The sequence below is a fragment of the Companilactobacillus zhachilii genome, from assembly GCF_003606365.2.
In the GTDB taxonomy this organism is placed as follows: Bacteria; Bacillota; Bacilli; order Lactobacillales; family Lactobacillaceae; genus Companilactobacillus; species Companilactobacillus zhachilii.
The window spans coordinates 491,074-515,445 of sequence record NZ_CP031933.2 but is presented as its reverse complement, the minus strand read 5'-3'; the positions used below and the strand labels follow the sequence as shown (position 1 = coordinate 515,445).

Below are 24,372 nucleotides of genomic sequence, written 5' to 3'. Positions count from 1 at the left end.
CCCCAGTAATTCTATCGCCCTGTTTCTGCAACTTAGTAACATAATGCTTTGAGCGTCTGTTGAGGTTATTGGCGTACACTTTGTCATTATGTTGATGTTTCGAGGCTTTTGGAGATAATTAACCTGAAAATATAATGGAAATTATCAATTTTACAATTTGTCGTTGCCGATTCAATATTAGATTGGACACAAAAATACCTCATCAAAATGTTTGATGAGGTATTTTTGTGCCATAATTTTATCTTACAATTCTTTGGTAATTAATAACCACTGCCATAACCTGACGAACTGGTAATTGTCCCAGTTGAAGTCGTAGAACGTTGCATACCGATATTATTAATATCTTGCTCAGTCTTAGTAGTAGTTGCACTGTTGGCTGTTGGTTTATAGGCAATTGTTCCCGTTTTGGCATGAGCCAATCCCAAATTGGAACGAATATAATCGGTAACTCGTTGTAATTCTGACTTTTTCATTACTTCCATACTTTGATCAGCAACTTGGGCACTAGTTCCTTGAAGATGTGTTTCTGAAGTATGCTTTCTAACTGAATTATAGTCTTTAGCGATTGTAGTCAAATCGTCGAATGTTAAATCTGTTTGAGTTTGATCAGAAAGAGAGTTAATAAAACTCTGGTTTAGGAGGGTAGAAACTGAACTACTCTTATGCAACAAAGCAGTCAAAACAGCTCGTTGACGCGTCTGTCTCCCATAATCACCTTGAGGATCATCATAACGCATTCTTGAATAGGCTAAAGCTTTCTTGCCATTCATATGCGTCTTTTCACCCTTGGTAAAAGTAATACCTTCGTACGTAAAAGTTAGTGTTGGTGTTACATCAATCCCACCGGCTTGATCAATAACTTTTTCCATACCACCCATATTAATAAGTGCATAAAAATCAATTGGAATATTTAATAATTTCTGAACCGCAGTGATAGCGGTCTTAGTTTGACCATATGAATATGCGGAATTAATCTTTGCAGGTGATTCATCTTTGTATCCCGGAATATTGATAGCTGTGTCACGTGGAATACTTGTGATACTAGTCTTCTGACTCTTAGGATTCAACGTGACCACCATCATACTATCGGTTCTTCCCTTATAGTCACGACCTAAAGCACCAGTATCAGTTCCCATTAGAAGAATTGAGATTGGCTTTTTTGACTTCAATTCGCTATTAACATCACGTTGCTTTGCTACACCAGATGGTTTAAAAGAACTGTTAACTGCATTCTTTACCCCACGGTAACGCGTCATTCCGTATGCAGCTCCTCCTAATACTATTAATAAAATAAACGCTAGGAACGTGTTTCTTAATGTGTGACTCTTCTTTTTCTTGTTATTACGATGCAATATTAATCCCCCCTAAACATTTAGAAACTCACTTGATTATTTTTTTTAAATCATCAACTATCTTAACTTTAAAAACGATAAGCATTAAAACATACACTATTATGCCCAACATTATTTCAATTAAAATCATTAACCAATTACTAGGTAGATATCCATCAAGGATAAAAACAGTAAGGAACATTATTGTTCCGGCAAACAAATACTTATTTACATCAATAAACAAACTTCGATAATTTACTATTTTTCTAATAACAAACAATTGATACAACGTAACGGTCAATTCAGAAATAACTGTTGCAATTGATGCACCGATTGCACCATACATAAAAATCAACGGTATGTTAACAACCAAATTAACGATAGCCCCTAAAACAACCGAAATTGTGAATTGGTTAGTTCTCTTAGTTGGTAAAAGGAACTGTGTCCCAATGACATTACTCCAAGCAATCAATACAATAACAACAGACTCAATCATCATAATAGGAATAACTTGAATAAATTCGTTTGAAAAAAATAATGGTACAAATTTAGGTGTAACAGCTATCAAGCCAAACATCATAGGCACAGACAATGATGTAACAAAATTAAAACTCTTGTATAAGTAATGTCTTGTTCTTTCATGTTCTCCATTAGCATATGCGTTGGCGACGTGGGGCAACATTACTGTCCCAGTTGCTGTAACAACAGCTAGAACCATCTTAATCATTTTATCCGACTGGTCAAAAAATCCTGCCGATTGAACCGACACCATTGAGCCTAGCATTGTCTTATTCAATACCAAGTAGACTTGTGTCGCAATTTGAGGAATAAATAAAATTAATGACGGCAGTATATGTTGACGTACATTAATCTTTCTTAAACTAAATCGACCTATATATTTATGCAAGCTTGGAAATAGCGTCATATTTCCCAATAACAATGATAATGACAAAATTAAAATATAAATAACCAAATCATCGGTAGACTTAACTAGGGTAAATATACTAACTAGTGTAATTATTTTTATAATCAAATTTCTGAATACAGTTACCGCAAAATTCTCAACTCCCATAAAGAACCAGGAAATATCAAATGCTGCAGCTATAATAGATACCGATTGTGCTAAATAATATATTTGATATTTATCAACGCTCATTACAAATATTTCAAAAGCAAAATATGCAAGTAATATTGTTATTATACGTAGAATAAATATTTCATAGAATGTTTGAGTAAGTTTCTCTCTATTATCCCTGACGAATGCAATCTGCCTATTTCCATATAAATTAATTCCAATACTTCCGAATAAAATGAAATACTGAATTATTGAATTTGTATACGAATTTATACCCACTCCTGTTGGTCCAAGTACACGTGAGAGATAAGGAGTAGTAATCAGTGGAACTAATAAGATAAATACTTGATAAAATGCATTATAAAGATAATTCTTTACAACCTTCATTGAAGTTATTCTCCGAATTCTCTATGAACTGCTTGTAACGCTGACATGATAGTCTGATCCATATTGTAGTAACGATATTGTCCTAATCTTCCGCCAAACAACACATTAGGAAAATCACTTCTAGATAGTGATAAATACTGCTTGTAAAGTTCCTTATTTTTTTTATCATTCACTGGATAATAAGGTTCATCACTACGATGCCATGCTTGAGGATATTCTCGCGTAATAACTGTCTTATTCTTATTTCCCTTTCCAAATTCAAAATGTTTATGTTCAATTATTCTAGTATAAGGTGTTTGAGAATCTGTATAGTTTACAACTGCATTTCCTTGATAGTTATCCACATCTTTAATCTCAGTATCAAATCGCAAACTCCGATATTCTAATTCACCTAATTTATAATCGAAAAATCGATCAATCATACCTGTATAAACTATTTTATAGTCAGAATTAAGATATTCATCTTTATGATCAAAAAAGTCAACATTGGTTTCGACATTTATCAGCTCACTATCAAGCATCTGTTCAATTATTTGGGTATATCCACCGATTGGTATTCCCTGGTAAATATCATTAAAGTAATTATTATTGTATGTAAATCTAACAGGTAGTCGTCTAATAATGAAGGATGGTAGCTCCGTTGCTTTTTTGCCCCATTGTTTTTCTGTATATCCTTTAACTAACTTTTCATAAACATCTGGGCCCACTAAGGACAATGCTTGTTCTTCTAAATTGCGGGGAATACCATTCAAATTGAGACTATTTTTTTGTTCTTCAATTTTTTCTCTTGCTTGTTCGGGAGTTATTACACCCCATAATTTATTAAAGGTGTTCATATTAAACGGCAAATTATAAATCTCACCATTATAATTTGCTATTGGACTATTAATATAATTATTGAAATCGGCAAATTGATTAACATAATCCCATATATCTTTCATACTCGTATGAAAAATGTGAGCTCCGTACTCATGTACTTGAATACCTTCTACTTCTTTTGTATAGATATTTCCACCGATATGGTTACGCTTTTCAATAACCTGAACTTTATTTCCTCGTTTAGCCGCCTCATATGCAAAAGTCGAACCAAAAAGGCCTGAACCTACTACTAAGTATCTCAATTAAAATCCTCATTTCCACTTAATATTTTACTAATCGCCTGATGTATAAAATATCCTGATCTCAGTTTTTCCGAAATACTAAGTGCATTTCTTTTTAGGCTAGAATACTCTTCATCAGAAATAGAATTTAGAATATTTTCAATATTGTCCAAACTATCCACGCTTATTCCAAGTTTATTATTAACAATATACTCTGCCATCGCAGACTTTTTCCAAACTATTACTGGAATACCTGCACTAAGATATAATGATATTTTATGCGGCGTATTGTATTCCAAATAATGTCCGTAAACCCCACTACATTCATATACTGAATCTCCGTCCCAAACTAATCCAAATCTAGAATTTAAATGTTGTGGTAACTCATCTGGATTTAATGATCCTTTATAAAAAACATTTCTAGGATATGTTTTTAATTCATTTGAGCCATAAATATTCAATTTATTATTTGTCAATTCTATATTCTTCAAAAATTCTGCTTTGATTAAATTTCCAGCATAAACAATATCACAATCATATTTATTATTAAGATTCAGCTCTGAACTACGATAATCAAATAAGTTAAGAATAATCATTTCAGAAGTAAAGCCCATTTTAATTAACCAATTTTTCATTGCTATATTATGTACTATTAAGTAATCAAAATGATTAAGATAATTTATTTCTTTTGAAATTAGATTCTCATCAACCTCCATATTTCTCAGGCTATTCAAATCATGAATCAACGCAATAGATATAAATTTCTTATTTTCAACAATTAGTTTCAAAATCCTATTTGATATTAAATGACTATTTAGAGGATACTGTAATACAAAAATTCCATTATCATTTAAATCAATTTGTTTTTTTAAAATATTATCTGTTTTGAAAAGTTTTGTTAATTTACTATTTTCTAAATGAATATCTACATTTTTAAAACCAAGTTCATTCAAAAAGAAGTTCACATCGTCTTTGGCCTTAGGTCCGGCATTCCTCTCATTAACACCACCATAAAAGAATTTAGTTACATACTTATTCACAAATGTTCCCTCCTAGTGAATTAATTTACTCAATTTCATCCACAATTTCCGATAAATATTTTTTATTGACTTTACTTTCAATAAATTTACTATTTATTGATTCATTAACATACTTTCCTTTTATCGGAATCTTCTTTGTTGCCCTTCTAATAAACCATTCGTATTCAATGTCTAAATGACCAATATCTATTGCCTGTACATTAAGGTTATTACTTAGCTTTGCAGACAAAACTGTTGCCGTTGGTCCTAAAGATAAAAGAACTAATGTATCATCATGCTTCCCTTTCAATCCATTCTCAACTGCATCATAAATACAATCAATCTTTTCAAAGGCATTAACTTCAGGAGCTAATATTCTTTTAACAGAATGAGCATTTTTTAACAAATCATTTCCAACACCAAATCTGGTCAGTCGCCCCTCCACTAAAAGAATATTTCTTTCATCCCATATTCTTTTTATTTTTTTAAATTTATATTCAGTCAAGGAATCATTAATTGAATACTCTTGATAAGGTCGTGTAAAAAAGGCATCACCATATACTTTCTTAGGCAAATATTTATAATATTGCTTTAAATAAATACTCACCTCACGTTGCCAAAAAACTTTATCCTCAAATTTGAGATTATTTATACTCTTGTAAACACTAGGTAAACAAATTAAAACTTTATCATTTCTTTCTATCAAAATATTTTTCAATTCCGTCGAAAGTCTTCTTGAATTTATTTCAAATGTCCCACCTGTATCTTTAGACAATAAAAACCTGAACTCACCGTCTCCAAACCTTGAAACTGAAAGTTTATTTCTTATAATCAAATCCACCGTATCATCAAAATTCAATGTTTTAATTGGAAATTTTTTAATACTTCTTTTATAAGGTATACGCCATTTTAAAAACCTCAAGTAATCCTTTATTTTTGATCTAAACATAATTTTTAATCTCCAACTATGGATATAACTTCTGAATGATATTCTTTATTTAATTTCGAATCAGATATTTTTCCAATCTTGTGTCCACCAATAGGTACTTCATTAACATACTTACCTTCAACTGGAACCTTATCCATTGCCCCCATTAAAAACCAACTATATTCAATATCTAGATGGCCTATATCTATAGCTTGTATATTATAATCTGTCAATTCCGACGCTAGTACAGTGGCTGTTGGACCCAGTGACAAAAGAACAAGTGTATTACTAGTACCATCAATATTTTTTAATATTTCATTTTTTATATCATCGTATTTTTCAAAGGCATTTACTTCTGGAGCCAATATTCTTTTCGTAGACTTAGTATTACTCAACAGATTATTTCCAATACCAAATCGACTTTTAGTCCCCTCGACTATTAAAACATCTCGGTTCTCCCATATTCTTTTTAGTAAATCAAATTTAACTTTTATTCCAGTTTTATCCTGGTAATCCATATATGGCCTTGTAAACTGGGTATCACCATATTCATAATCCATAGCTATTTTATCTACCCATGACATACCATACCTACCTAAACATAATCCCCAGAATTCTTTTGCCTTAGAATTATATTTAGTTAATCCTGAAAAAACATCTGGAATACAAATCAATAACTTCTCTTTTTTTGTTTGGAGTGTTCGTTCCAGAGCCCTTGCTAACTCTGGAGAATTTATTTCAAAATTACCATTTTCTCTATTTTGAAAGATCCACTTAAACTCCCCATCACCAAATCTACTAACGGAAACCTCATTATCAATAATATAATCGACGGTATTTTCAAATTTTCTTACACTAGGAACATTTCTCTTTAATTTTATACGCATTCTAAAAATCATATAAAGACAAGAAGAAATCAATAATTTAACCCAAAATGGAATAAATTTTGAAACCCTTTTTTTCATATTTTTCTATCTCCTGTTGGTAATAAATTATTTGTCATTACTTTAGATTCATATTGACCATAATAAACAACAAACATATTTATGAACGGGTAAATCATAAGTGCCTCTGTTAATCCCGTTAACATTAAAATCAAAAAGGCCAATTTAACATTGATGGCATAATTTTTCAGATTTTTCCCAATGAATTGTTCAACAATACAAAATACAAATAGAAGTATCATTCCGTCAAACAAAGCAATATAAATTGCTGAATTATCCATACCAGCAAAAGTTGAATCCTTAAAATACGTCGTTATATTTTGAGGTAAAATTTTCAACCCCGACAACTTATAGTAAAACTGAAAAATATCTAATCTGCTTGATAATACTGCATTTAGTTCTAGATATAGCCTTGATCCCGGCGTTACAAAAAAGAGTACTATAAGACTCAGAATAGATAGTGCCCATCCTACAAGCGGAAGTATTGTACTAATTAGGTGATTCATAGATTTATAAATCAAATTAGAATTTGAAACGATAACTAACAACACTAATAAAATTGTCAAAATCCAATCAGTTCTATCCAAAAAAAATTTATAAAAAACATAACTTATTCCTAAAATTGAAAGCGATTCAAACAAGTTAATTTTTTTATTTCTTAATAAAACCCACTCTATAACAATTGTTAGTAAAACAATCCCGCCATAGTTAGGATGGGCAAATCCCAATGAATCACGCCATTCCCCCGTAGGTCTAAAGAAATATACCTTTTGTAAAACACCTAATGCATATAGAAAAATAACCATTACAAATGATAAAACCCTAACAAAAAAATCAAGTCTCAAAACCTTTCTAGGATTTATATTCTTTGAAGCAAAAGCGAACAATAAAAAAATTAGCATTCGCTCTTGACTATTTATGTAATAACCATACAACGCAATACTCAATACGACCATCATTAGAAACATAGTTTGTATTTTATATGGCCTAAACAAAACAATTAAAACTAGAGAACAAATAATAATAATCTTTACGAATTTATATAAAACAACCATTTCAGGTGACTGAATATTAAAAGCACTAAACATTATTAAAATACTAAAAAAAGTATATGTAACAAATAAAAAAACATAAATATAATTCAAAATGCTCTGTATTTTATCACCAATTACCATATCGCAAATATATCCTTCTTGTTTTTCATCTATTAACGTTAATGTCAACAAAATATTATTTTATAAAGCATTTATAAATGCTTTCAAATAATGATTTCCATAAAATTGGCTAATGGACGATTTTATCTTCCCATAATCAGAAAAATCATAATCTCTGTTAACAAATTTTTGCAAACTGCTTATTAAGCCCTTTATATCATCTTGTTCTACCAAAATTCCATTGTCATTAGTAATGATATCCGATGGTCCAGAATCACAGTCAACTGACAAAACAGGTATCCCAACTGAAATCGCCTCAGCCAATACCATACCAAATCCTTCATATTTTGAAGTTAAAACTAAACAATCAGCTGAAGTAATTTCATCCCATATATTTTTTTTAAATCCTTTTATATTAATCTTTTTTGAAATACTTTTTTCTTTAGCAAAGTCCATCACTTCAGAAATATCTCCTGCTCCAAACATATCAAGATTCCAATTTCCAGAAACTTTAGACAAGCAATTAAACAAAGTCCTAATATTTTTTTGACCATCTAACATTATTCTTCCAACATAGATAAACTTACACGGAGCTATGTGATTTGTACGCATAACCACTCTTTCATTTTCAATGACAGGATTATAAATCAGTTTTATCTTTTCTTTAATAATGCCAAGATCTCTAAATTGCCCAGCCACACCCGAACTAATGGCCATATATTTATCTGCACTTTTTAAAAGAAGCCTTTTAATCGGTTTTCTCTTAGGCGAATAATGATACCAAGATACAACGTCATATTTCATACCAAATATATTCTTTATCCAAAAAGCAATGGCCCATATAATCGGATTAGTTGATACCACTGCTTTGATATTTTTACTCTTATTGAGTTCCAGGAATATAAGAATAGGAAGAAACAAAATGTATTGAATATTTCTAATGAATCGAATAGAGTTCAAAGAAATAATTTTTTTATCAGTAATATTATCCTGCCACGCACCATTGTCAAATCCACCAATAGAAATCAACTTTAAATCATAACTGTTGTGTTTAGATTTATTATATTCCGTAAATAAGTTTGTAATTACAGTTTCGGTTCCTCCGAACCCAGTCATGTATGGTACAAGAATTATAATTTGCTTTTTCACCAATATTCCTCACTTACAATTAGATAGATATTCCTCAAAAATCAGAAATGAGTTTTTGATTTCAATTTAGGCAAAAATTTTCTCTTTAAAAAGTTAACCATTTTTGCCAAATTATGCGTTTTCCCAATCTGTTTCCATGGTACTTCTACATAATTAATATCATTAAAATTTATCCACACATCCATAAGAAGTTCACCAATATACCCAAATACTCGTGACTCCTGTACTGAATAATCGGATATATCTATTTCAGATTCAAGAGTGATCAAAATTTTCATTAACCATTCCGCATAATCTTCAAAAAACGACTGTTTCATGACAAACATATTAAACATATGAGCTTTTCTTCTGGCCATGACCAAATCAAATGATTGAAGATACTCAGGATATAATTTTTTAACCACAGTTCTTAATTTATCCAGTGGCTCTTTATTGTGAGCATGTATATAATGTGAATAATTTGTTTCAATTACGTAGTTTCTTTTGCGAGGCAAAATAACATCATAATCTTTTAATAAATTTTCAGCATTACTCTCACTCATTACATTATTCAAAATGCCCTTTTTTAAAGGATGAAAAAAATATCTTCTATAATGAACTAATCCGACTGCGTCAACACCTTTCAAATTTTTCCAAGCCCAATACACTGCCGTAAGCTCATTATAATTAGGATTTTTTTCAGATATATTTTCTCCATCATCATCACGCTGATAATCAATACCATGTATATAATTTCTAGAAGCCCCGACTAATACAGGCATATACAAATCAGAATCTTCTGGCATTGGAAATTTTTTATGCGCCGCAACCATTATTTTTATATTCATTAGACATCCTTCACCAATTTAATACATCTTATTTACTTAATAGGCTCCTGTGCCAGTAAAAATATTTAATAAATTTTTAAAGATTATTTTTATATCTAGCCAAAAGCCTGCATTATCTATATATTTCATCTCTATACTTGCCCGTTTGGGATAACCAATCTTACTACGTCCAGCAGCTTGCCATAATCCCATAGCTCCAGGTCTAATAGATAATAATTTATGTACATCAGAATATTCATTTAATTCAGGCTCAATCACCGGTCTAGGACCAACTATACTCATATCTCCCAATAATATATTGATAAATTGAGGAATTTCATCAATTGAGGATTTTCTTAAAAATTGGCCTAATTTCGTTATTCTAGGATCATTGTCAGGTTCTAATTTATAGTTATTTTCAACGTATTTATCATATAATTCTTTATTCGAATATAATTTTCGTTCAGCCCCGACAATCATGGATCGAAATTTGTACATTCCAAATCTCTTACCATGATATCCAATACGAATCTGCTTATATAAAACCGGTCCACGATTGGATTTACTAAAAGTATCCATTATCCAAATCAACAAAAAAATTGGACTAAATAAAATGAGCGCACACAAAGAAATTATTATATCTGCACTTCTTTTACTCATCTTATATATGTAATGGCTAGAATTAGATTCATCCGCCACTATATGAGAATCTTTACCTTCCATTTCCATTGTTAACTTCCCCCTAGAAAAATTAGACATTTATATATTTGCTATTAATATCCAACATTATCAAAATCACCAAATAAGTGACTCCGCTTTCAAACGATAACTAAAACAATCCGAAGAATCGTTTTCTCTTAACATTAGAAACACGTTTAACATCACTAGTATCAACGTCTTCCCCATTCAAGATGTTCTTAGCATTCAAATTAAATTGTTCCGCAACTGCAGAACCTTCACGCTCTACAAGCTTCTCAAATGCTTCTTTCATCATGAATCGACGTCCTTCAAAATTATGTGCATCGGATGCAAAGGCGAATCCTAAATTTGCTTTAATAATTTTTTCCGTCAATTCTTGAACCTTATCACCGAATACACCCATGTAACTGCTACTTGTCAATTGAGTTAAACACCCCATTTTAACGAAGTCATACAATTTATCTGGCTTTTTTTGAAAGCCCAAATTACGTTCAGGATGCGCTATCACCGGTGTTATACCTCGTGATGTCAGTTCAAACACCATATCCTCAGCATATTCTGGAACCTCATTATGTGGAAACTCCAGCAACAAATAACGATTTCCTGCATCCATAAATAAAATATCATTCGTCAAAACTGCATCTAATAAATTTCCGGTTAAATGGACTTCTTGTCCTGGAAAAACCTTCAAAGGTATACCTTCTGATACCAATGCTCTTTGAAAAAGAGCAGTTTTCTCAATAACATCCTTCTTATGATTCAAGTAATGACTATCCATATGGTGCGGTGTTAATAAAATGTGACTAATACCTTGTTCTACCGCTGCCTGTGCCAATTTTAATGCCATCGTTTGATCCTTAGCACCATCATCAACTCCCGGCAATATGTGGCAATGTAGGTCAATCAATTTCATTTTTTCTTTTCTTCTACTCCATAATATCCACCGTAGTAACCGCCATAATAACTGCCGCCGTAATAGCCGCCAGACTTTTGTTCAGTTACACGATTCATAATTGCTCCTAAAATATTAGCATTAACTGTTTCCAATGCTTCTTTAGCATGCATAACCCCAGCTTTATCAGCAATACCTTGTGGGACAACTAAAATTGTTCCATCAACACGGGCTGCTAAAACTTGAGCATCAGTTACGGTATTAACAGGTGGAGCATCTAGTACAACCAAATCAAACTTATCAGTCAAACGAACTAATAAATCTTTTGTGCGCAAACTTCCTAACAATTCAGCCGGATTAGGTGGTACCGGTCCACTAGTAATCACGTACAAACCATTAACAACAGTTGGTTGAACGATTTCTTCCAAAGTAGCATTGCCCAATAAATAGTTAGATAGTCCACGACGATTGCTGACACCAAAAGTTTTGTGAACTGTTGGACGACGTAAATCAGCATCAATCAAAATAACTTTTGAACCTTGATCAGCCCAAGTCACAGCAACATTATTGCTGACAGTCGACTTCCCTTCTGACGGGTCAGACGATGTGAACAACAAAGACTTAAACTTCTTATCAATTGATGAAAATTGAATATTCGTCCGTATTGTTTTGAACTGCTCAGAAATCATCCCTTTAGGATCAGTGTAAGTAACAAGTCCAATTCCATACTTCAAACTGGTATTATCCATCTTACGTTTTCTCTGGCCAAACAAATTAAAAGCCATCAGTTACACCCTCCTTGGACTAGTGCCATAAAGTTTTTGCTTATTATAGATGCGTTTTTTGACGTCATCTTGATCAATTTCATTAACAATACCTAAGGCTGTTAACCCTAATGTATCAGTCAAGTAGTCTTCTGACGTTACAGTTGTATCTGTAATTTCACGAATAAAAGCAAATCCAATTCCCAATAATAGTCCAACCACTAATCCTGCTAACAAGTTTAAAGTCTTTCTAGGACTAACTGGATTCTTTTCGATTGAAGCGGGAGAGACAATCGAAACATTATTAACACTCATTATCTTCCCAACTTTTTTCTTAAAAACCTTGGCCGTTAAATTAGCAACCGACGCCGATGTGTATGGATCTGTTGTCTTAACTGTGACAGAAAATACCTGTGAATTTTGTTGACTGCTAATCTTAATATCATCTTTCAAAGCATTCATTGAACCCGGATATCCCGGATAATTACTAACTTGACGATTAACTGTCTTCAAAACGGTTGGACTAGTAATAATATCTTTATAAGTGTTAATCATCTGCACGTCTGCTTGTGTTTGTTGCAACTGTGCAGCCTGCATGTCAGCCGAAAGTTTCCTATTAACTAGCAATTGTGTCGTTGACTCATATTTAGGCGCCATGACAAAAAAAGTCACGAAACCGACGGCTAAGGTAACGACAAATGTAGTCCCCAAAATCATTTTTATATGTTTACGAAGTATGGCAAGTATCTGCATCATACTTATCGTTTGTTCTGACCCCAATGAAATCCTCCGATATAACTAAACTAATATAATTTAAAACTAATGAACATTAATTAAATCTTATCACATTATACTGTCACTATATGGCACTTTATTAAAATGTAATTAAAAAACCGCTTTCCAGTCTAAAAATATAATTACAACAATTCCACAGCCCCGGTAATATTCATCTCATCATAAAGCTTCTTCTTAATAGCATGTTGTTTCATTTCCAATTCTTGCATGGCAGCTTCGACTTTTTGATTTTTCTCAATAAAGTCAGTTGCCATTTTTCTTTGTTCCGCCAAGCTGAGTACGGGTACTGGCAACTGTTCCAAATCATGAATGGGAATCTGAGTAATGGTACTACCAACTGACGAGTTCCCCAACAAAATTTGAACTAATGGACTGCCCAAGTATAATCGCAACCACATCGGATCGTACTTGTTACTCTTTAATCTGAGCCGAACCAAATTAGAATTTATCGCCACATTATAAACTGCCTCATCAATCAGCTTAAGTTTATTTATATTGCCACGAATCGCCATAATGATATCGTTTCTTCTTATTAAATAGCGATTAATATCAACTTTGCCGCTCAAATTAAAATATGTCAGTGAATTGTAATCAATCTTAGGTTTAATATCAGAAATTTTGACAATCTGGTACATCCCATCAGTAGACTCTTCTCGCCCAGTCAAATTGAAACCACGGGTAATTTCGACCACATCTTTCAATGGCACTTGCTTCATCTTTTTCAAGTTGTCACTGTGGAATTGTACGTCATTGCCATCCACTTTATACAAGGTTGAATGGACATATCTTCCGACAAGCAATTTTGCATTCTTTATATGGTCATTGGAAACAATTTTCGAAATACCTTCGATATCTTTTTTATCGTGGTACCATTTCGTGATTCGATTTATTTCCTCATTAGTAAACTCAATTGAACGTGCATTCTGAGCCTTTAATTGATCTTTTTCGACATTAATAAACTGAATTTTCCCGTGCATTTTTTCAGGTTTATTCAGCGTCAAAACTAATGCGGAGACTGGTGCAGAAGTAGTTCCAATTGCTCCCACTGGCAATGAGATAACCGTCTCAATCACATCATAATCAATCATTTTTTGGCGAATAATACTATCAACGCCACCGCGGAATAAGGCCCCATCTTGAACAATAATAACGGCTTTACTGCCAGGTTTTTCATTCAATGAGCTGAGTGCATTGCTGACAAAAGCCCAGTCACCTGAACGACGAGACGGTACGCCAAATGGGAAACGATTATATTTATCATCAACCAAACTCTCAGTATATTCCATCTTTTGGCCAATTGGTGGCACTGAAACCACCTTGTCGAATTGCTCTAATTTGCCATCCTTAACGTATCGAGGTTCATCCAAAACTTCACCCGTATAAAGCTTCGTATGGGTTGCGCCCAAACCGAGTGCAGCGATGTATCCCATTGCTACAAAACGTTCGTCAATAAATTCGGCCGTGATATCTTGTTCACGATTTCTCATTATCAATTTAAAAATCAATTCACTGAAACCAAACGTCGGATCCAGAACTCTGTCACAATCCTTAATATCAGCCAAGGAAATCAAAAGTTTCTCGAAACTAAATTTTGAATCCATCAAATTATTGCGAAACTGATTGTGAACCCGACTTCCAATCCCCATCAAATGCAAAATTGGAATATTGATCATTTCACTAAAGAGCTCATTACGTTCAGCAGTAGTCAATTTCTCATCAGCAGCAATAGCACTCTCAAATAAAGCCTGAAATTCCTCACGATATTCCGGAACATCAACTGTCTCCAGTTCAGACTTCAAACTTTTACCCTTAAGAATCCAATTACGGTCAATTTTCGAATTCAATCGTAAGTATACGAATGAAAAAATCAACGATTGAGTATCTTCAGTTGATAGCATCGACTTAATAGTTTTAGGGACTTCCATATATTACAATCTCCTCGTATGGCCGTTGTTTTAAGTTAGTATGCTGTATACTAATTCATTAGCAATTAATAATATATACCTATATAGACTACTTGTACATGTTGAATTGGGGCGATTTGTTACAATATTTTGCTGTATTTATAAATACCAAAAGAGTTCTTTGGGTACTTGCTTTATTCAATTTAATCGCCTAATTATTCTTAATAAAATATCTCCTAATTATTCTTAATAAAATATCTCCTAATTATCACCAATCTATCTACCAGTTATCTGCCGGCCATCTCCCGGTTATCTTCCGGCCATCTCCCGGTTATCTTCCGGTCATCTGCCGGTTATCTCCCGGTTTTATGAAGTTATCTATCTCAAACCTTTAAACAGATAACTTATTCAAAGAAACTAGTCAGAAAGAGCAAGAAAATTAGGTCGCTGTGAAGGTGGCGTTAGTGCTTTAGCACTTACACCACGGGACGAGCTTTGAAACTCGCGTACCTTGCGAAGTTCAAAATCGAGGTCTGAGACACAAGGCTTTGACCGGTCCCCATAGTGACCTAATTTCTTTGCTCTTGGAGGCGGCGTATTTAAACCAAAAAAAAGACCGCACTTCAATGTGCAGTCTCTCAAAATTAACAATTACCATTCATAATCTGTAGGATCTTGCAAACCACGTCCAGTAGCTTTATCCAGCATAATTCTCTGTTCAAAGTGAGCCACATTACGCTTTGTTTCCTTGACCATATCTGGGTTAACAGATACATAGTCAATACCACTTTGAATCAAGAAGTTAGTAAATTCTGGATACTCTGAAGGTGCTTGTCCACAGATTGAAACTGTTCTTCCATCTTTATGTGCAGCCTTGATCAAATGACGGATAGCACGTTTAACGGCAAGGTTACGCTCATCGAACAATGGAGCAACGGTATCATTGTTACGATCACAACCGAGAATCAACATTGACAAGTCATTAGATCCAATGGAATATCCATCGACATATTGGTTGAATTTATCTGCCAAAATAATATTTGAAGGAATTTCAGCCATCATGTAAATCTTAAAGTCAGCGCCTCTGATTAATCCTTGACCTTTGATAATATCGGTAACCTTTTGTGCTTCATCAAGCGTACGAATAAATGGAATCATGATATTCAAATTCTTCAATCCATATTCATTCCGTACTTTCTTAACAGCTGCTAACTCAAGCTTAAAGGCTTCAATATATTTAGGATCATAGTAACGTGAAGCACCACGCCAACCGAGCAAATCAGATGGCTCATGTGGTTCAAATTTGTCTCCACCTTTGAGGTTACGATACTCACTTGACTTGAAATCGGATAGACGAAGTACCACTGGTCTTGGAGCCATTGCACGAGCGACTTTGGAAATTCCGTCAGAAAGCATATCGACAACTTTTTCTGGATGGCCTTGCTCAATCAAATATAGTGGGTGTTCATGAATATATGATGTCCAAATAAACTCTTCACGCATCAAACCAATTCCGTCAGCTGGAAGTGATGAATATTTATCAGCTAATTCTGGATCACCTAAGTTCATCATGACACCAGTTGCGGTTGGGGCAAATGTTTCGGCAGCAACTACTTGACCAGCTCCTTGATTACTTACGGCTGGTTTCTTGAGAAGACTGGCTACTTTACCTGAATAAACAACACCATTTTTAGCATCAACAGTTACAACATCGCCATCGTGTAAAGCTTCCGTTGCGGCAATTGATTGACTCTTTGTTCCGACGATACATGGGATTTGCATTTCACGAGATACGATAGCAGCGTGGCACGTCATACCACCATTGTTAGTGATGATAGCTGCAGCTTTCTTCATAGCTGGGACCCAGTCTGGAGATGTCATCAAAGTAACAAGAATTTCACCTTGCTTGAATTGATCGATATCTTTAGGATCATCAATAACATGAACAACACCACTAGCCAAGCCGGGACTTGCAGGTAATCCACGAACAACAACTTTAGCATCTGATTCCTCAACCACGTTATCATCTCCACTATCAGTATCTTTATTCTTATTCTTTTGTGACCAGAATGTCTCTGGACGAGCTTGAACAATCCATAAACGATTTGTATTTACATCCAAAGCATATTCCATGTCCATATAACAGCCATAATGCTCTTCAATCTTCTTAGCATAACCAGCTAATTCGATAACTTGATCATCTGTTATGACTTGTTGATCTTGTAATTCTGCAGGAACTGGCTCTTCCTTGGTACCACCACCAGCAATTCTTGAAAGTTGAACCGTTTGTTTAACAACAGTCTTATCAATAATCTTTTGCGTCTTTTTATCAATTACAAAGTGATTTGGTGTTACTTTACCTAAAACAATATATTCACCCAAACCACGGATAGCATCAATAACAATCTTTGAATCGTCACCGTTAGAAACATCAACAGAGAACATGATTCCTGATGCTTTTGAGAAGACCATCATTTGTACAGCTGCTGACAAAGCAACTTTGTCATATGGGAAATGTTGCTTGTTACGATAATAAGTTGCCCGAGCAGTGAATAATGAAGCATAGCATTTCTTAACACTTAAAACTACGTCATCCCCGCCTTTAACATTTAGATATGATTCTTGTTGACCGGCAAATGAAGCATCTGGGAGATCTTCAGCCGTTGCCGATGAACGAATAGCAACGAAAGGATCTTTTTGACCCATTTTATCAGCTAAATCAGCATAGGCTTTTCTAATATCTGCTGCCAAGTCGTCAGGGAACTTAGCACCAACAATCAGATCACGAATTTGTTGGCAAGTTGCGCCAAGCTCATCGGAATCTTCATAGTCCTTAATGCTATTTAGCAATTCTGTTACCTTGTCATTCAAGCCAGTCTCATCCATAAAGTAGCGATATGCTTTGGCAGTCGTGGCGAATCCATAAGGTACTGGCAAATCCATCGACGAAGTCATTTCGCCTAATGATGAAGATTTACCTCCAACTAAGTTAACATCTTCACGATGTAATTCATTAAACCATAAAACGTTTGCTGCATCGCGATTAATCATGAAATTACCTCCTCTTGTGGAAACAAAAACCGATTGTGAAAACTTTATCGAAATACAACTTTATTGTAAGCCTGACCTGTTTAAAGTGCAATGAAGTTTTGATTTTTATTTATGATATTTTTAATCAATAAAATGAAAATATTTAGGTAAAAAAATAGTGGCTAAAGTTTCTCTTTTGTAGAGAATTCTTTAGTCACTATTTTGTCGTTAGCGCTGTCATAGCAGCGATAGTCGCCGATTTATTTGGATAGATATTTCATAATATGCGTGTCTAGCCAATAAGTTGTTTCATTCAATTTTGGACTACTTTTTTTACCCAAAAAATACGGTTTGAACAAGATGTCTTATTTTGTTGTTTGCTTTTGTTTAAATTGTTCATTTTTTAACAAAATTGGATTTATGGATGAATTTGTCTTAATAAATTATTTGATTGGTTCAAGTTACTTACAACTTTTAAGACAACAAATAATCCTAAAGATTAAACAGATTTTTTACATCGTTTAGAAGTTCAGTTAAAATTTTATCAGAAACATGACCAACAACTTCTCCATGTCTAGCAGAAAAGTCATAGCTGGGTAAATAATAAGTCACTACATTTCCACGTACTCCACTATCTATGTCTATAATTGGAACATACGAATTATCGTCGAAGTTTTCCATAAACTTATGCGAAGTAATCGGCATCCCTGATACTAATCCAGTGTAATTATTGTAATCAGAATCAGATAATACTACCATTGGACGCCTTATATTAGCTAATTCTACAGAATGTCCACCTAATTTATGTCCAGCATGTGGTTCGGCGTCAATAAAAATAATATCTCCTTGAATTGGATAATCCATTAGAATAATTTTTCCTTTCCAACAGACTTTTCATTTCCAACAGACTTTTCATTTCCAACAGACTTTTCATTTCCAACATCAAGTTCTAATTCTTTCATATCTTGTCTAAAATCATGATTCTTAAATTTTCCATTTTTCCATGGATTACTTTTTTCTTTTACTGGCTTATAAACTAAATTACCATTTTCCTTTTGAAGGCTAAACAACTCATTTTCTGATATACCTGCAGACTTTGGCACTGTGATGCTAATACTATTACCATTCTTCCTAGTTTTAAATGTCCCGAGTACTTCTTTCATATTATTCAACAGCCTTTCACTTGTAGTATACGAAGTAAGGCAAGTAATTACAAGTAATTACTTGCCTTATTTATTTAAACTACGTAAAAGTTAACTTCAAAATTAAAAACACGCGAAATAATCTCAGATCATTTTTCATTCAAACTAAACGCATGCTTATATGAGATAACTTCCTTGAAATCAGTATTTATATATACTGGTTCTTTATGCGAATACTCAGTAATCTTTTTCACATTCAATCATGATCCACTAAATAACGCAACCATAAGGTATTTCCAACTGGAGTGGCAGATTTCAAAGTAAAGTTTACCAGCCTTTCTGGATCATCACTCGTTAATGGTTGAAATATCGCTGGACTCTGGCTATCTCCATCGACGCCAGGAATCAGAACAATACTAACCTCGTCACACAAGCCTTGCTTGATAAATGACCAGTTAAGTACCCCTCCGCCTCCCAGCATAATACGGTGCAAGTGAAAGGCAGTCGTTAATTTTGAAATTGCTAAAGGTGCATCAAGAGTCGTATCACCTGCAATCACATAGGAAATTTGTTTTTGACGTAAAAACGCCTTGTAGGCATTACTAGCTTGATTAGTTAAAACTTCCACAACCGTGGCAGTAGTGTCATTATATTGAAGCTGATTACTTTGCCAACCCAAACGCCCATGAGGATCAATGGAAAAATAATATTTTGGATGAGTATTGGGAACAATGAAATCACCATCCGGAACACGTGCTGCTGATAAATCTAAATCAGGATGACGATAAAAGGTGAAGTTGTCATCTGTCGTCTTTCGCCCGGATAGCCAGCCTTCATTTGGGTCAAAGGCTCCACCTGGTTCAAACGCAGCGTGATAAAATAATTTACCCGCATCGCCAGCGTTTTTAGCTTGATGATAGTTACCAACGATTTTTCCATTTAAGGACATCGTCATATGACAAAAAATATTTGGTCGTTTCATAGAATAAGTCTCCTTAATTTAAGTTACGACCAGTGTATAACTTAAAGTCGACTTTAAGTCAATTTTTTTCTAATCAGAAAAAGCCTTATGTTTTTTACACCTTATTTTCCTTCTAAGTTGGTTCATTGTCAGTCATACTTTAACTAAGAAAGAAAGTTCCCGTTAAAATTAATTAGCCATAACAAGACACAAATCCATCATACAAATGCATTGATTTCTAAGTACCTTAATCGTACAATGCGAATAAATAATGTTACGAAAATGCGGTGACTGACATGGATAAAAAAAGAATGCAAATCACGCTAAACCCTTACGACAAAGAGAATGCTGAAAAACTAGTACGCGCGGAATATGGGATTAGCCTCAACCAATATATGGTAATGGAGACTAAGAAATTAGCCAGTCAATACTTAAGTGAAGACTATGTTTCACCAGAAACGCAATCTGTAATTGATCAAGCCATTACTGGAAACCTCAAAACAACTAAGCCACAAAGTGCGGATGACTTTTTGAAAGATTTAGGCATTACCGTTGAGTAACCTGAAAATTGAATGAACCCATCAATTTGAAAAAAATACACAACAACAACTTCGGCGCGTAAAACCTTCGCAGTCATTACCAAACTACTTGAATCTGAAGAATATGACATTCCAAAAGAACAATACAATGATCATCAATTAAGGCATCAAGCAAAAGGTATTAGAGATGTTCATATTGCCGATGATTTAGTCACTGTATACTATCGGATTATCGGAGAAACCATCACCATGTTAGATGTTGGACCACACAGTAAAATTTTTCGCCACAAACGTCGATTTTAAGCAACAAAAATAGTGTGATAAAACACGGCCAGCTTTCGAGAATTAAGGCAAACTGGAGCCGTAATCCGATTTAGGATTCTTTCTCAAACTTGGTTAAAAATCAAATAAAAACTAGATATTTTTAGCTGGGTATAAATCCAGAAAAAATATCTAGTTTTTTTTAATTCTACTCTATTCCAAATAATTCCATAGGTTTATTTACTAAGAATTTGGTTAGCCATTACTTATCTCGTTGCGAAGATTACACTAACCTTAGTAAAAAAAACAGGGATAAAAAACAATTTTATTCCCCAAATTTTCAGTCTATAGGATTCATAACATATATTTCTTACCTAAGTTTATGTTCCTTACTATTTTCAGCTCTACAAAACTACCTTTAGCTCCGTAAAACCTTCTTCAGCTCTTCAAAACTATCTTTAGCTCCGTAAAACCTTCTTCAGCTCTTCAAAACTATCTTTAGCTCCGTAAAACCTTCTTCAGCTCTTCAAAACTATCTTTAGCTCTGTAAAACATTCTTCAGCTCTTCAAAACTATCTTTAGCTCTGTAAAACATTCTTCAGCTCTTCAAAATTATCTTTAGCTCCGTAAATATCTTTAACAGGACTATTATATCAGCTTTACTAAATTAAATAATAAAAAAAATACGATCAACACACACTGTGCGGTCGTATTTTTTATTAAACCAATATAAGAAATTCTAAGTGACAAGTCACTAAGTATTTCTAAAATTAGTTAAGCTTCTTCTTACTTACAACTTGTAGCTTGTCATCCAAGTCATAAACAACTGGTTCACCAGTAGCCATTTCAACGTCCATGATGTCAGCATCAGAGATGTTTTCAATATACTTAGTCAAAGCACGTAGTGAGTTACCATGGGCAGCGATGATTACGTTCTTGCCATCTAATAGCTTAGGAGCGATTTCATCTTCCCAGAATGGAATTACACGTTCCAAAGTAACTTTAAGGTTTTCGCCACCAGGAATAATTCTTGGGTCCAAGTTTGCGTAACGACGATCGTTAGCTGCCGAACCTTCGTCAGTAGCTTTCAATAGTGGAGGCAATGTATCGTATGAACGTCTCCAGATGTGAACTTGTTCGTCACCATATTTTTCAGCTGTTTCAGCTTTGTTTAGACCTTGAAGTGCGCCATAGTGACGTTCGTTAAGTCTCCATGTCTTTGTTTCAGGAATCCATAGTTGGTCACAGCCTTCAAGAGCATAGTGCAATGTCTTGATAGCACGTGTCAATACTGATGTGTAAGCTTGGTCAAATTGGATGCCAGCTTCTTTAAGAAGTTTACCAGCGTTTTGAGCTTGCTTTACACCTTCTTCACTAAGGTCAACATCAACCCAACCAGTGAATTGATTTGATAAATTCCATTCACTTTGTCCGTGACGAATGAAAACTAATTTTGCCATTTATATGATCCTCTTTTCATTTCTTTAACAATATGTATTTTACACGATTTCAACAATAAAAAAAAGAGACGTCCGCTCAATTTACAATTTAATGATGAAAATTGATGAGGGTTAATTTTTAATGTGCTTTTTTTACATGAGAATTCTATGTGTAGACATTAAAAGGGCCATAACAATTCAGTTGTAATGAATTATTATGGCTCTTACTTTTATTAATATTTAAAATTCTTTTAGCTGGGCATGCAGTGGCTCTAAAACGAGCTCCGACAGGGCAACTCCTTCCGCTTTTCATAGCTTAGCGAATCACACGCAAAACCAGCGTGCAATTCACTAAGCTACGAAAATGCTCGGGAGCTAACCGCCCTGTCTCCACTCTCTATTGCTTATAAACCGGCGTATCCATCTCTTTCAAAGTTGTAATATCCATCTTATTCTTAGCATTCTTATTCAAATAAGTATTAACTTGATCCGAACCTGCCAAGACTGCACTAACTTTATCTGTTCCGTCAATCAAATCTGAAATAATATCGGCATTTTCACTCTGCTTCATCACAATTGGAATGACTTCAAAGCCGTTGTCCCTCAATGCTAACAACTTCTTATAATATTCTGAATTAACTGAAACAAAGATAGTTGCTTCGGTTTGTTTCAAAGCTTGATTCTTCAACCACCAAACAATTAATTCTTCATCACTATCGAAGGTACTAATCAACACATTACCTTCACTGAATAGTTGAATATAAGGCTCGTTAGATGTGTAACTCTTAATCAAGACCAATGTTCCATCTTGGCGATAAAAGTTCTCACGGACGACTTTATTAGCGTTTCTGTGGTCATAAAATTGAGTTGCTGAAATTACTCCGTTGACGTCAAAAATATCACGGCTCAACAAACCATTGTCTTTGTAGTGACGAATAATTTGTAATTGATGATTAGCACTTCTAGATACTTCCATCACAAGTTTATCGTTTGCATCCAAAATTTTGTCCACTTTATCGCTGACATGTTGTACTCGATAATCAGCATCAAATGGAATTTCAGCTGGCGTAACTGGTGTATTGAAATTACGACCTTGCAATTCATTGTACATGTTCAATAAGAACGCATTACCATCAACAAAACCGGCATTTTGATAATTCATCCAAGTTTGATCAATTTGGTCATTGTATGTTACTGAAATGGCATTAGCTAGCAATCCCTTAGCGGCCAAAGTCATGGTCAATTGTTGCCACATTTTACTTGTTTCTTCATCTGGATTAGCGGCCAAATCATCGGTGAAAATGTAATAATCACGGTTTTCGTCCATATAGATTTCATTAGCCATCTCATCAGTTCCAAACCATTCTTTCAATGACTTATTAATTTCATTGATACGGTCGGTAGCTTGCTGACGGTCATCAACTTGATCACTGTTAGTATTGCGCAAAACGTGGTTGCAATAACTTCTATCAGCCAATAATTGACTGCGAAGTTGTGACTTCAAATCAGCACTTTGATCCAAAGTATTTTGCAAGTCTTGCTCAGTATATTGCCATTGCTCTGTTCCATTATCCATTGGAGCAGCCTGTGGTTGTTGTTGATTGAAGGATTGACCCTGATCGGGTTGCGAATACTGTGGTTGGTTTTGACCAAAGAAGTAATCATTTCCATTACCGTTATTATTTACATTATTAAAATTCTGGTCATTTGGTGTAAACTGCGTTCCCATCCCCGCTTGGGCATCATTATATTGATTTTGCGCTTGATCAAAATTATTTTGATCCGGTTGCGGATTTTGATATGAAGAATTGTTTAGATCAGAATAATTATCATCATTTTCTTTCTTTTTTCTATCGAAGAATGACATACTTTAATCTCCCATCTACGTCAGTTGACTACATCTGATAGTGCCGCCTCCGGGTGAGATGTGAACACGACCTGCTGTGGGACCGCATCGAGCCAAGGTCTCGCTGCTCGGTTTTGAACTTTGAGAAAATCACTCAAATTTCAAAACACGTCCATTCTGTAAGGACTAAAGTCCTAACAGAATTTT

General features: G+C 34.1%; 22 protein-coding genes. 2 read left to right on the top strand and 20 right to left on the bottom strand.

The window, feature by feature from the left end; all coding sequences use genetic code 11:
* Positions 1–260: 260 nt before the first annotated feature.
* From D1B17_RS02235 to D1B17_RS02150, 18 genes are all read right to left on the bottom strand, one after another.
* A complete protein-coding gene (locus D1B17_RS02235; protein WP_420868407.1) occupies positions 261–1,355 on the bottom strand; it encodes an LCP family glycopolymer transferase in 1,095 nt (364 codons plus the stop codon).
* A gap of 25 nt (positions 1,356–1,380) precedes the next feature.
* A complete protein-coding gene (locus D1B17_RS02230; RefSeq protein WP_120143246.1) occupies positions 1,381–2,793 on the bottom strand; it encodes an oligosaccharide flippase family protein in 1,413 nt (470 codons plus the stop codon).
* 5 nt (positions 2,794–2,798) lie between these two features.
* Positions 2,799–3,914, bottom strand: a complete 1,116-nt coding sequence (gene glf / locus D1B17_RS02225) for a UDP-galactopyranose mutase (RefSeq protein ID WP_120143247.1) — start codon at positions 3,912–3,914, stop codon at positions 2,799–2,801.
* On the bottom strand, positions 3,911–4,933 hold the full coding sequence (locus D1B17_RS02220) for a glycosyltransferase (RefSeq protein ID WP_120143248.1): 1,023 nt from the start codon (positions 4,931–4,933) through the stop codon (positions 3,911–3,913). Before D1B17_RS02220 ends, glf begins: the two co-directional genes overlap by 4 nt.
* Before the next feature lie 25 nt (positions 4,934–4,958).
* Positions 4,959–5,861 (bottom strand): GT-D fold domain-containing glycosyltransferase, encoded by a 903-nt coding sequence (locus D1B17_RS02215; protein ID WP_120143249.1) that lies wholly within the window; start codon positions 5,859–5,861, stop codon positions 4,959–4,961.
* A gap of 5 nt (positions 5,862–5,866) precedes the next feature.
* Entirely contained in the window at positions 5,867–6,805 is a 939-nt protein-coding gene (locus D1B17_RS02210; protein ID WP_120143250.1) for a GT-D fold domain-containing glycosyltransferase, read from the bottom strand.
* On the bottom strand, positions 6,802–8,007 hold the full coding sequence (locus D1B17_RS02205) for a hypothetical protein (protein ID WP_137432088.1): 1,206 nt from the start codon (positions 8,005–8,007) through the stop codon (positions 6,802–6,804). Before D1B17_RS02205 ends, D1B17_RS02210 begins: the two co-directional genes overlap by 4 nt.
* Positions 8,008–8,019: 12 nt before the next feature.
* The gene (locus tag D1B17_RS02200; RefSeq protein WP_120143252.1) at positions 8,020–9,087 is read right to left on the bottom strand and encodes a glycosyltransferase; all 1,068 of its coding nucleotides are present in this window, start codon (positions 9,085–9,087) and stop codon (positions 8,020–8,022) included.
* Positions 9,088–9,128: 41 nt separating this feature from the next.
* On the bottom strand, positions 9,129–9,914 hold the full coding sequence (locus D1B17_RS02195; RefSeq protein WP_120143253.1) for a DUF4422 domain-containing protein: 786 nt from the start codon (positions 9,912–9,914) through the stop codon (positions 9,129–9,131).
* Between the two features lie 36 nt (positions 9,915–9,950).
* Positions 9,951–10,616, bottom strand: a complete 666-nt coding sequence (locus D1B17_RS02190) for a sugar transferase (RefSeq protein WP_120144300.1) — start codon at positions 10,614–10,616, stop codon at positions 9,951–9,953.
* 106 nt (positions 10,617–10,722) lie between these two features.
* Entirely contained in the window at positions 10,723–11,505 is a 783-nt protein-coding gene (locus D1B17_RS02185) for a tyrosine-protein phosphatase (RefSeq protein ID WP_120143254.1), read from the bottom strand.
* Positions 11,502–12,269: a CpsD/CapB family tyrosine-protein kinase gene (locus D1B17_RS02180; RefSeq protein WP_120143255.1), complete on the bottom strand. Its 768-nt coding sequence runs from the start codon at positions 12,267–12,269 to the stop codon at positions 11,502–11,504. Before D1B17_RS02180 ends, D1B17_RS02185 begins: the two co-directional genes overlap by 4 nt.
* A 3-nt stretch (positions 12,270–12,272) precedes the next feature.
* Complete coding sequence (locus D1B17_RS02175) at positions 12,273–13,028, bottom strand: YveK family protein (protein ID WP_120143256.1); 756 nt, start codon at positions 13,026–13,028, stop codon at positions 12,273–12,275.
* A gap of 137 nt (positions 13,029–13,165) precedes the next feature.
* Complete coding sequence (locus tag D1B17_RS02170) at positions 13,166–14,968, bottom strand: N-6 DNA methylase (RefSeq protein WP_120143257.1); 1,803 nt, start codon at positions 14,966–14,968, stop codon at positions 13,166–13,168.
* A gap of 630 nt (positions 14,969–15,598) precedes the next feature.
* The gene (gene ppsA / locus D1B17_RS02165) at positions 15,599–17,998 is read right to left on the bottom strand and encodes a phosphoenolpyruvate synthase (protein ID WP_120143258.1); all 2,400 of its coding nucleotides are present in this window, start codon (positions 17,996–17,998) and stop codon (positions 15,599–15,601) included.
* Positions 17,999–18,469: 471 nt separating this feature from the next.
* Complete coding sequence (locus tag D1B17_RS02160) at positions 18,470–18,841, bottom strand: type II toxin-antitoxin system PemK/MazF family toxin (RefSeq protein ID WP_240704434.1); 372 nt, start codon at positions 18,839–18,841, stop codon at positions 18,470–18,472.
* A complete protein-coding gene (locus D1B17_RS02155) occupies positions 18,841–19,140 on the bottom strand; it encodes an AbrB/MazE/SpoVT family DNA-binding domain-containing protein (RefSeq protein ID WP_120143260.1) in 300 nt (99 codons plus the stop codon). Before D1B17_RS02155 ends, D1B17_RS02160 begins: the two co-directional genes overlap by 1 nt.
* A gap of 235 nt (positions 19,141–19,375) precedes the next feature.
* Positions 19,376–20,101 carry a dihydrofolate reductase family protein gene (locus tag D1B17_RS02150; protein WP_120143261.1) on the bottom strand — a complete coding sequence of 242 codons (726 nt, stop codon included), beginning with the start codon at positions 20,099–20,101 and terminating at the stop codon, positions 19,376–19,378.
* A 290-nt stretch (positions 20,102–20,391) separates the two neighbouring features.
* Here D1B17_RS02150 and D1B17_RS02145 point away from each other — a divergent pair, with 290 nt between their 5' ends.
* Both D1B17_RS02145 and D1B17_RS12985 read left to right on the top strand, forming a co-directional pair.
* Positions 20,392–20,640, top strand: coding sequence for a hypothetical protein (locus D1B17_RS02145; protein WP_137432087.1), 249 nt, complete (start codon positions 20,392–20,394; stop codon positions 20,638–20,640).
* Between the two features lie 75 nt (positions 20,641–20,715).
* Positions 20,716–20,922 carry a type II toxin-antitoxin system mRNA interferase toxin, RelE/StbE family gene (locus D1B17_RS12985; protein WP_120144302.1) on the top strand — a complete coding sequence of 69 codons (207 nt, stop codon included), beginning with the start codon at positions 20,716–20,718 and terminating at the stop codon, positions 20,920–20,922.
* Between the two features lie 728 nt (positions 20,923–21,650).
* Here D1B17_RS12985 and D1B17_RS02135 read toward each other — a convergent pair.
* Together D1B17_RS02135 and D1B17_RS02130 are read right to left on the bottom strand one after the other, a co-directional pair.
* The gene (locus D1B17_RS02135; RefSeq protein ID WP_120143263.1) at positions 21,651–22,340 is read right to left on the bottom strand and encodes a 2,3-diphosphoglycerate-dependent phosphoglycerate mutase; all 690 of its coding nucleotides are present in this window, start codon (positions 22,338–22,340) and stop codon (positions 21,651–21,653) included.
* Between the two features lie 376 nt (positions 22,341–22,716).
* On the bottom strand, positions 22,717–24,186 hold the full coding sequence (locus tag D1B17_RS02130) for a hypothetical protein (protein ID WP_120143264.1): 1,470 nt from the start codon (positions 24,184–24,186) through the stop codon (positions 22,717–22,719).
* Positions 24,187–24,372 lie beyond the last annotated feature (186 nt).

Coding starts and splice junctions, on each gene's coding strand:
- D1B17_RS02210 (WP_120143250.1), bottom strand. CDS start 6,805: ATGAAAAAAAGGGTTTCAAAATTTATTCCATTTTGGGTTAAATTATTG.
- ppsA (WP_120143258.1), bottom strand. CDS start 17,998: ATGATTAATCGCGATGCAGCAAACGTTTTATGGTTTAATGAATTACAT.
- D1B17_RS02190 (WP_120144300.1), bottom strand. CDS start 10,616: ATGGAAGGTAAAGATTCTCATATAGTGGCGGATGAATCTAATTCTAGC.
- D1B17_RS02160 (WP_240704434.1), bottom strand. CDS start 18,841: ATGGATTATCCAATTCAAGGAGATATTATTTTTATTGACGCCGAACCA.
- D1B17_RS02150 (WP_120143261.1), bottom strand. CDS start 20,101: ATGAAACGACCAAATATTTTTTGTCATATGACGATGTCCTTAAATGGA.
- D1B17_RS02155 (WP_120143260.1), bottom strand. CDS start 19,140: ATGAAAGAAGTACTCGGGACATTTAAAACTAGGAAGAATGGTAATAGT.
- D1B17_RS02135 (WP_120143263.1), bottom strand. CDS start 22,340: ATGGCAAAATTAGTTTTCATTCGTCACGGACAAAGTGAATGGAATTTA.
- D1B17_RS02185 (WP_120143254.1), bottom strand. CDS start 11,505: ATGAAATTGATTGACCTACATTGCCACATATTGCCGGGAGTTGATGAT.
- D1B17_RS02130 (WP_120143264.1), bottom strand. CDS start 24,186: ATGTCATTCTTCGATAGAAAAAAGAAAGAAAATGATGATAATTATTCT.
- D1B17_RS02215 (WP_120143249.1), bottom strand. CDS start 5,861: ATGTTTAGATCAAAAATAAAGGATTACTTGAGGTTTTTAAAATGGCGT.
- D1B17_RS02145 (WP_137432087.1), top strand. CDS start 20,392: ATGCAAATCACGCTAAACCCTTACGACAAAGAGAATGCTGAAAAACTA.
- D1B17_RS02230 (WP_120143246.1), bottom strand. CDS start 2,793: ATGAAGGTTGTAAAGAATTATCTTTATAATGCATTTTATCAAGTATTT.
- D1B17_RS02180 (WP_120143255.1), bottom strand. CDS start 12,269: ATGGCTTTTAATTTGTTTGGCCAGAGAAAACGTAAGATGGATAATACC.
- D1B17_RS02195 (WP_120143253.1), bottom strand. CDS start 9,914: ATGAATATAAAAATAATGGTTGCGGCGCATAAAAAATTTCCAATGCCA.
- D1B17_RS02170 (WP_120143257.1), bottom strand. CDS start 14,968: ATGGAAGTCCCTAAAACTATTAAGTCGATGCTATCAACTGAAGATACT.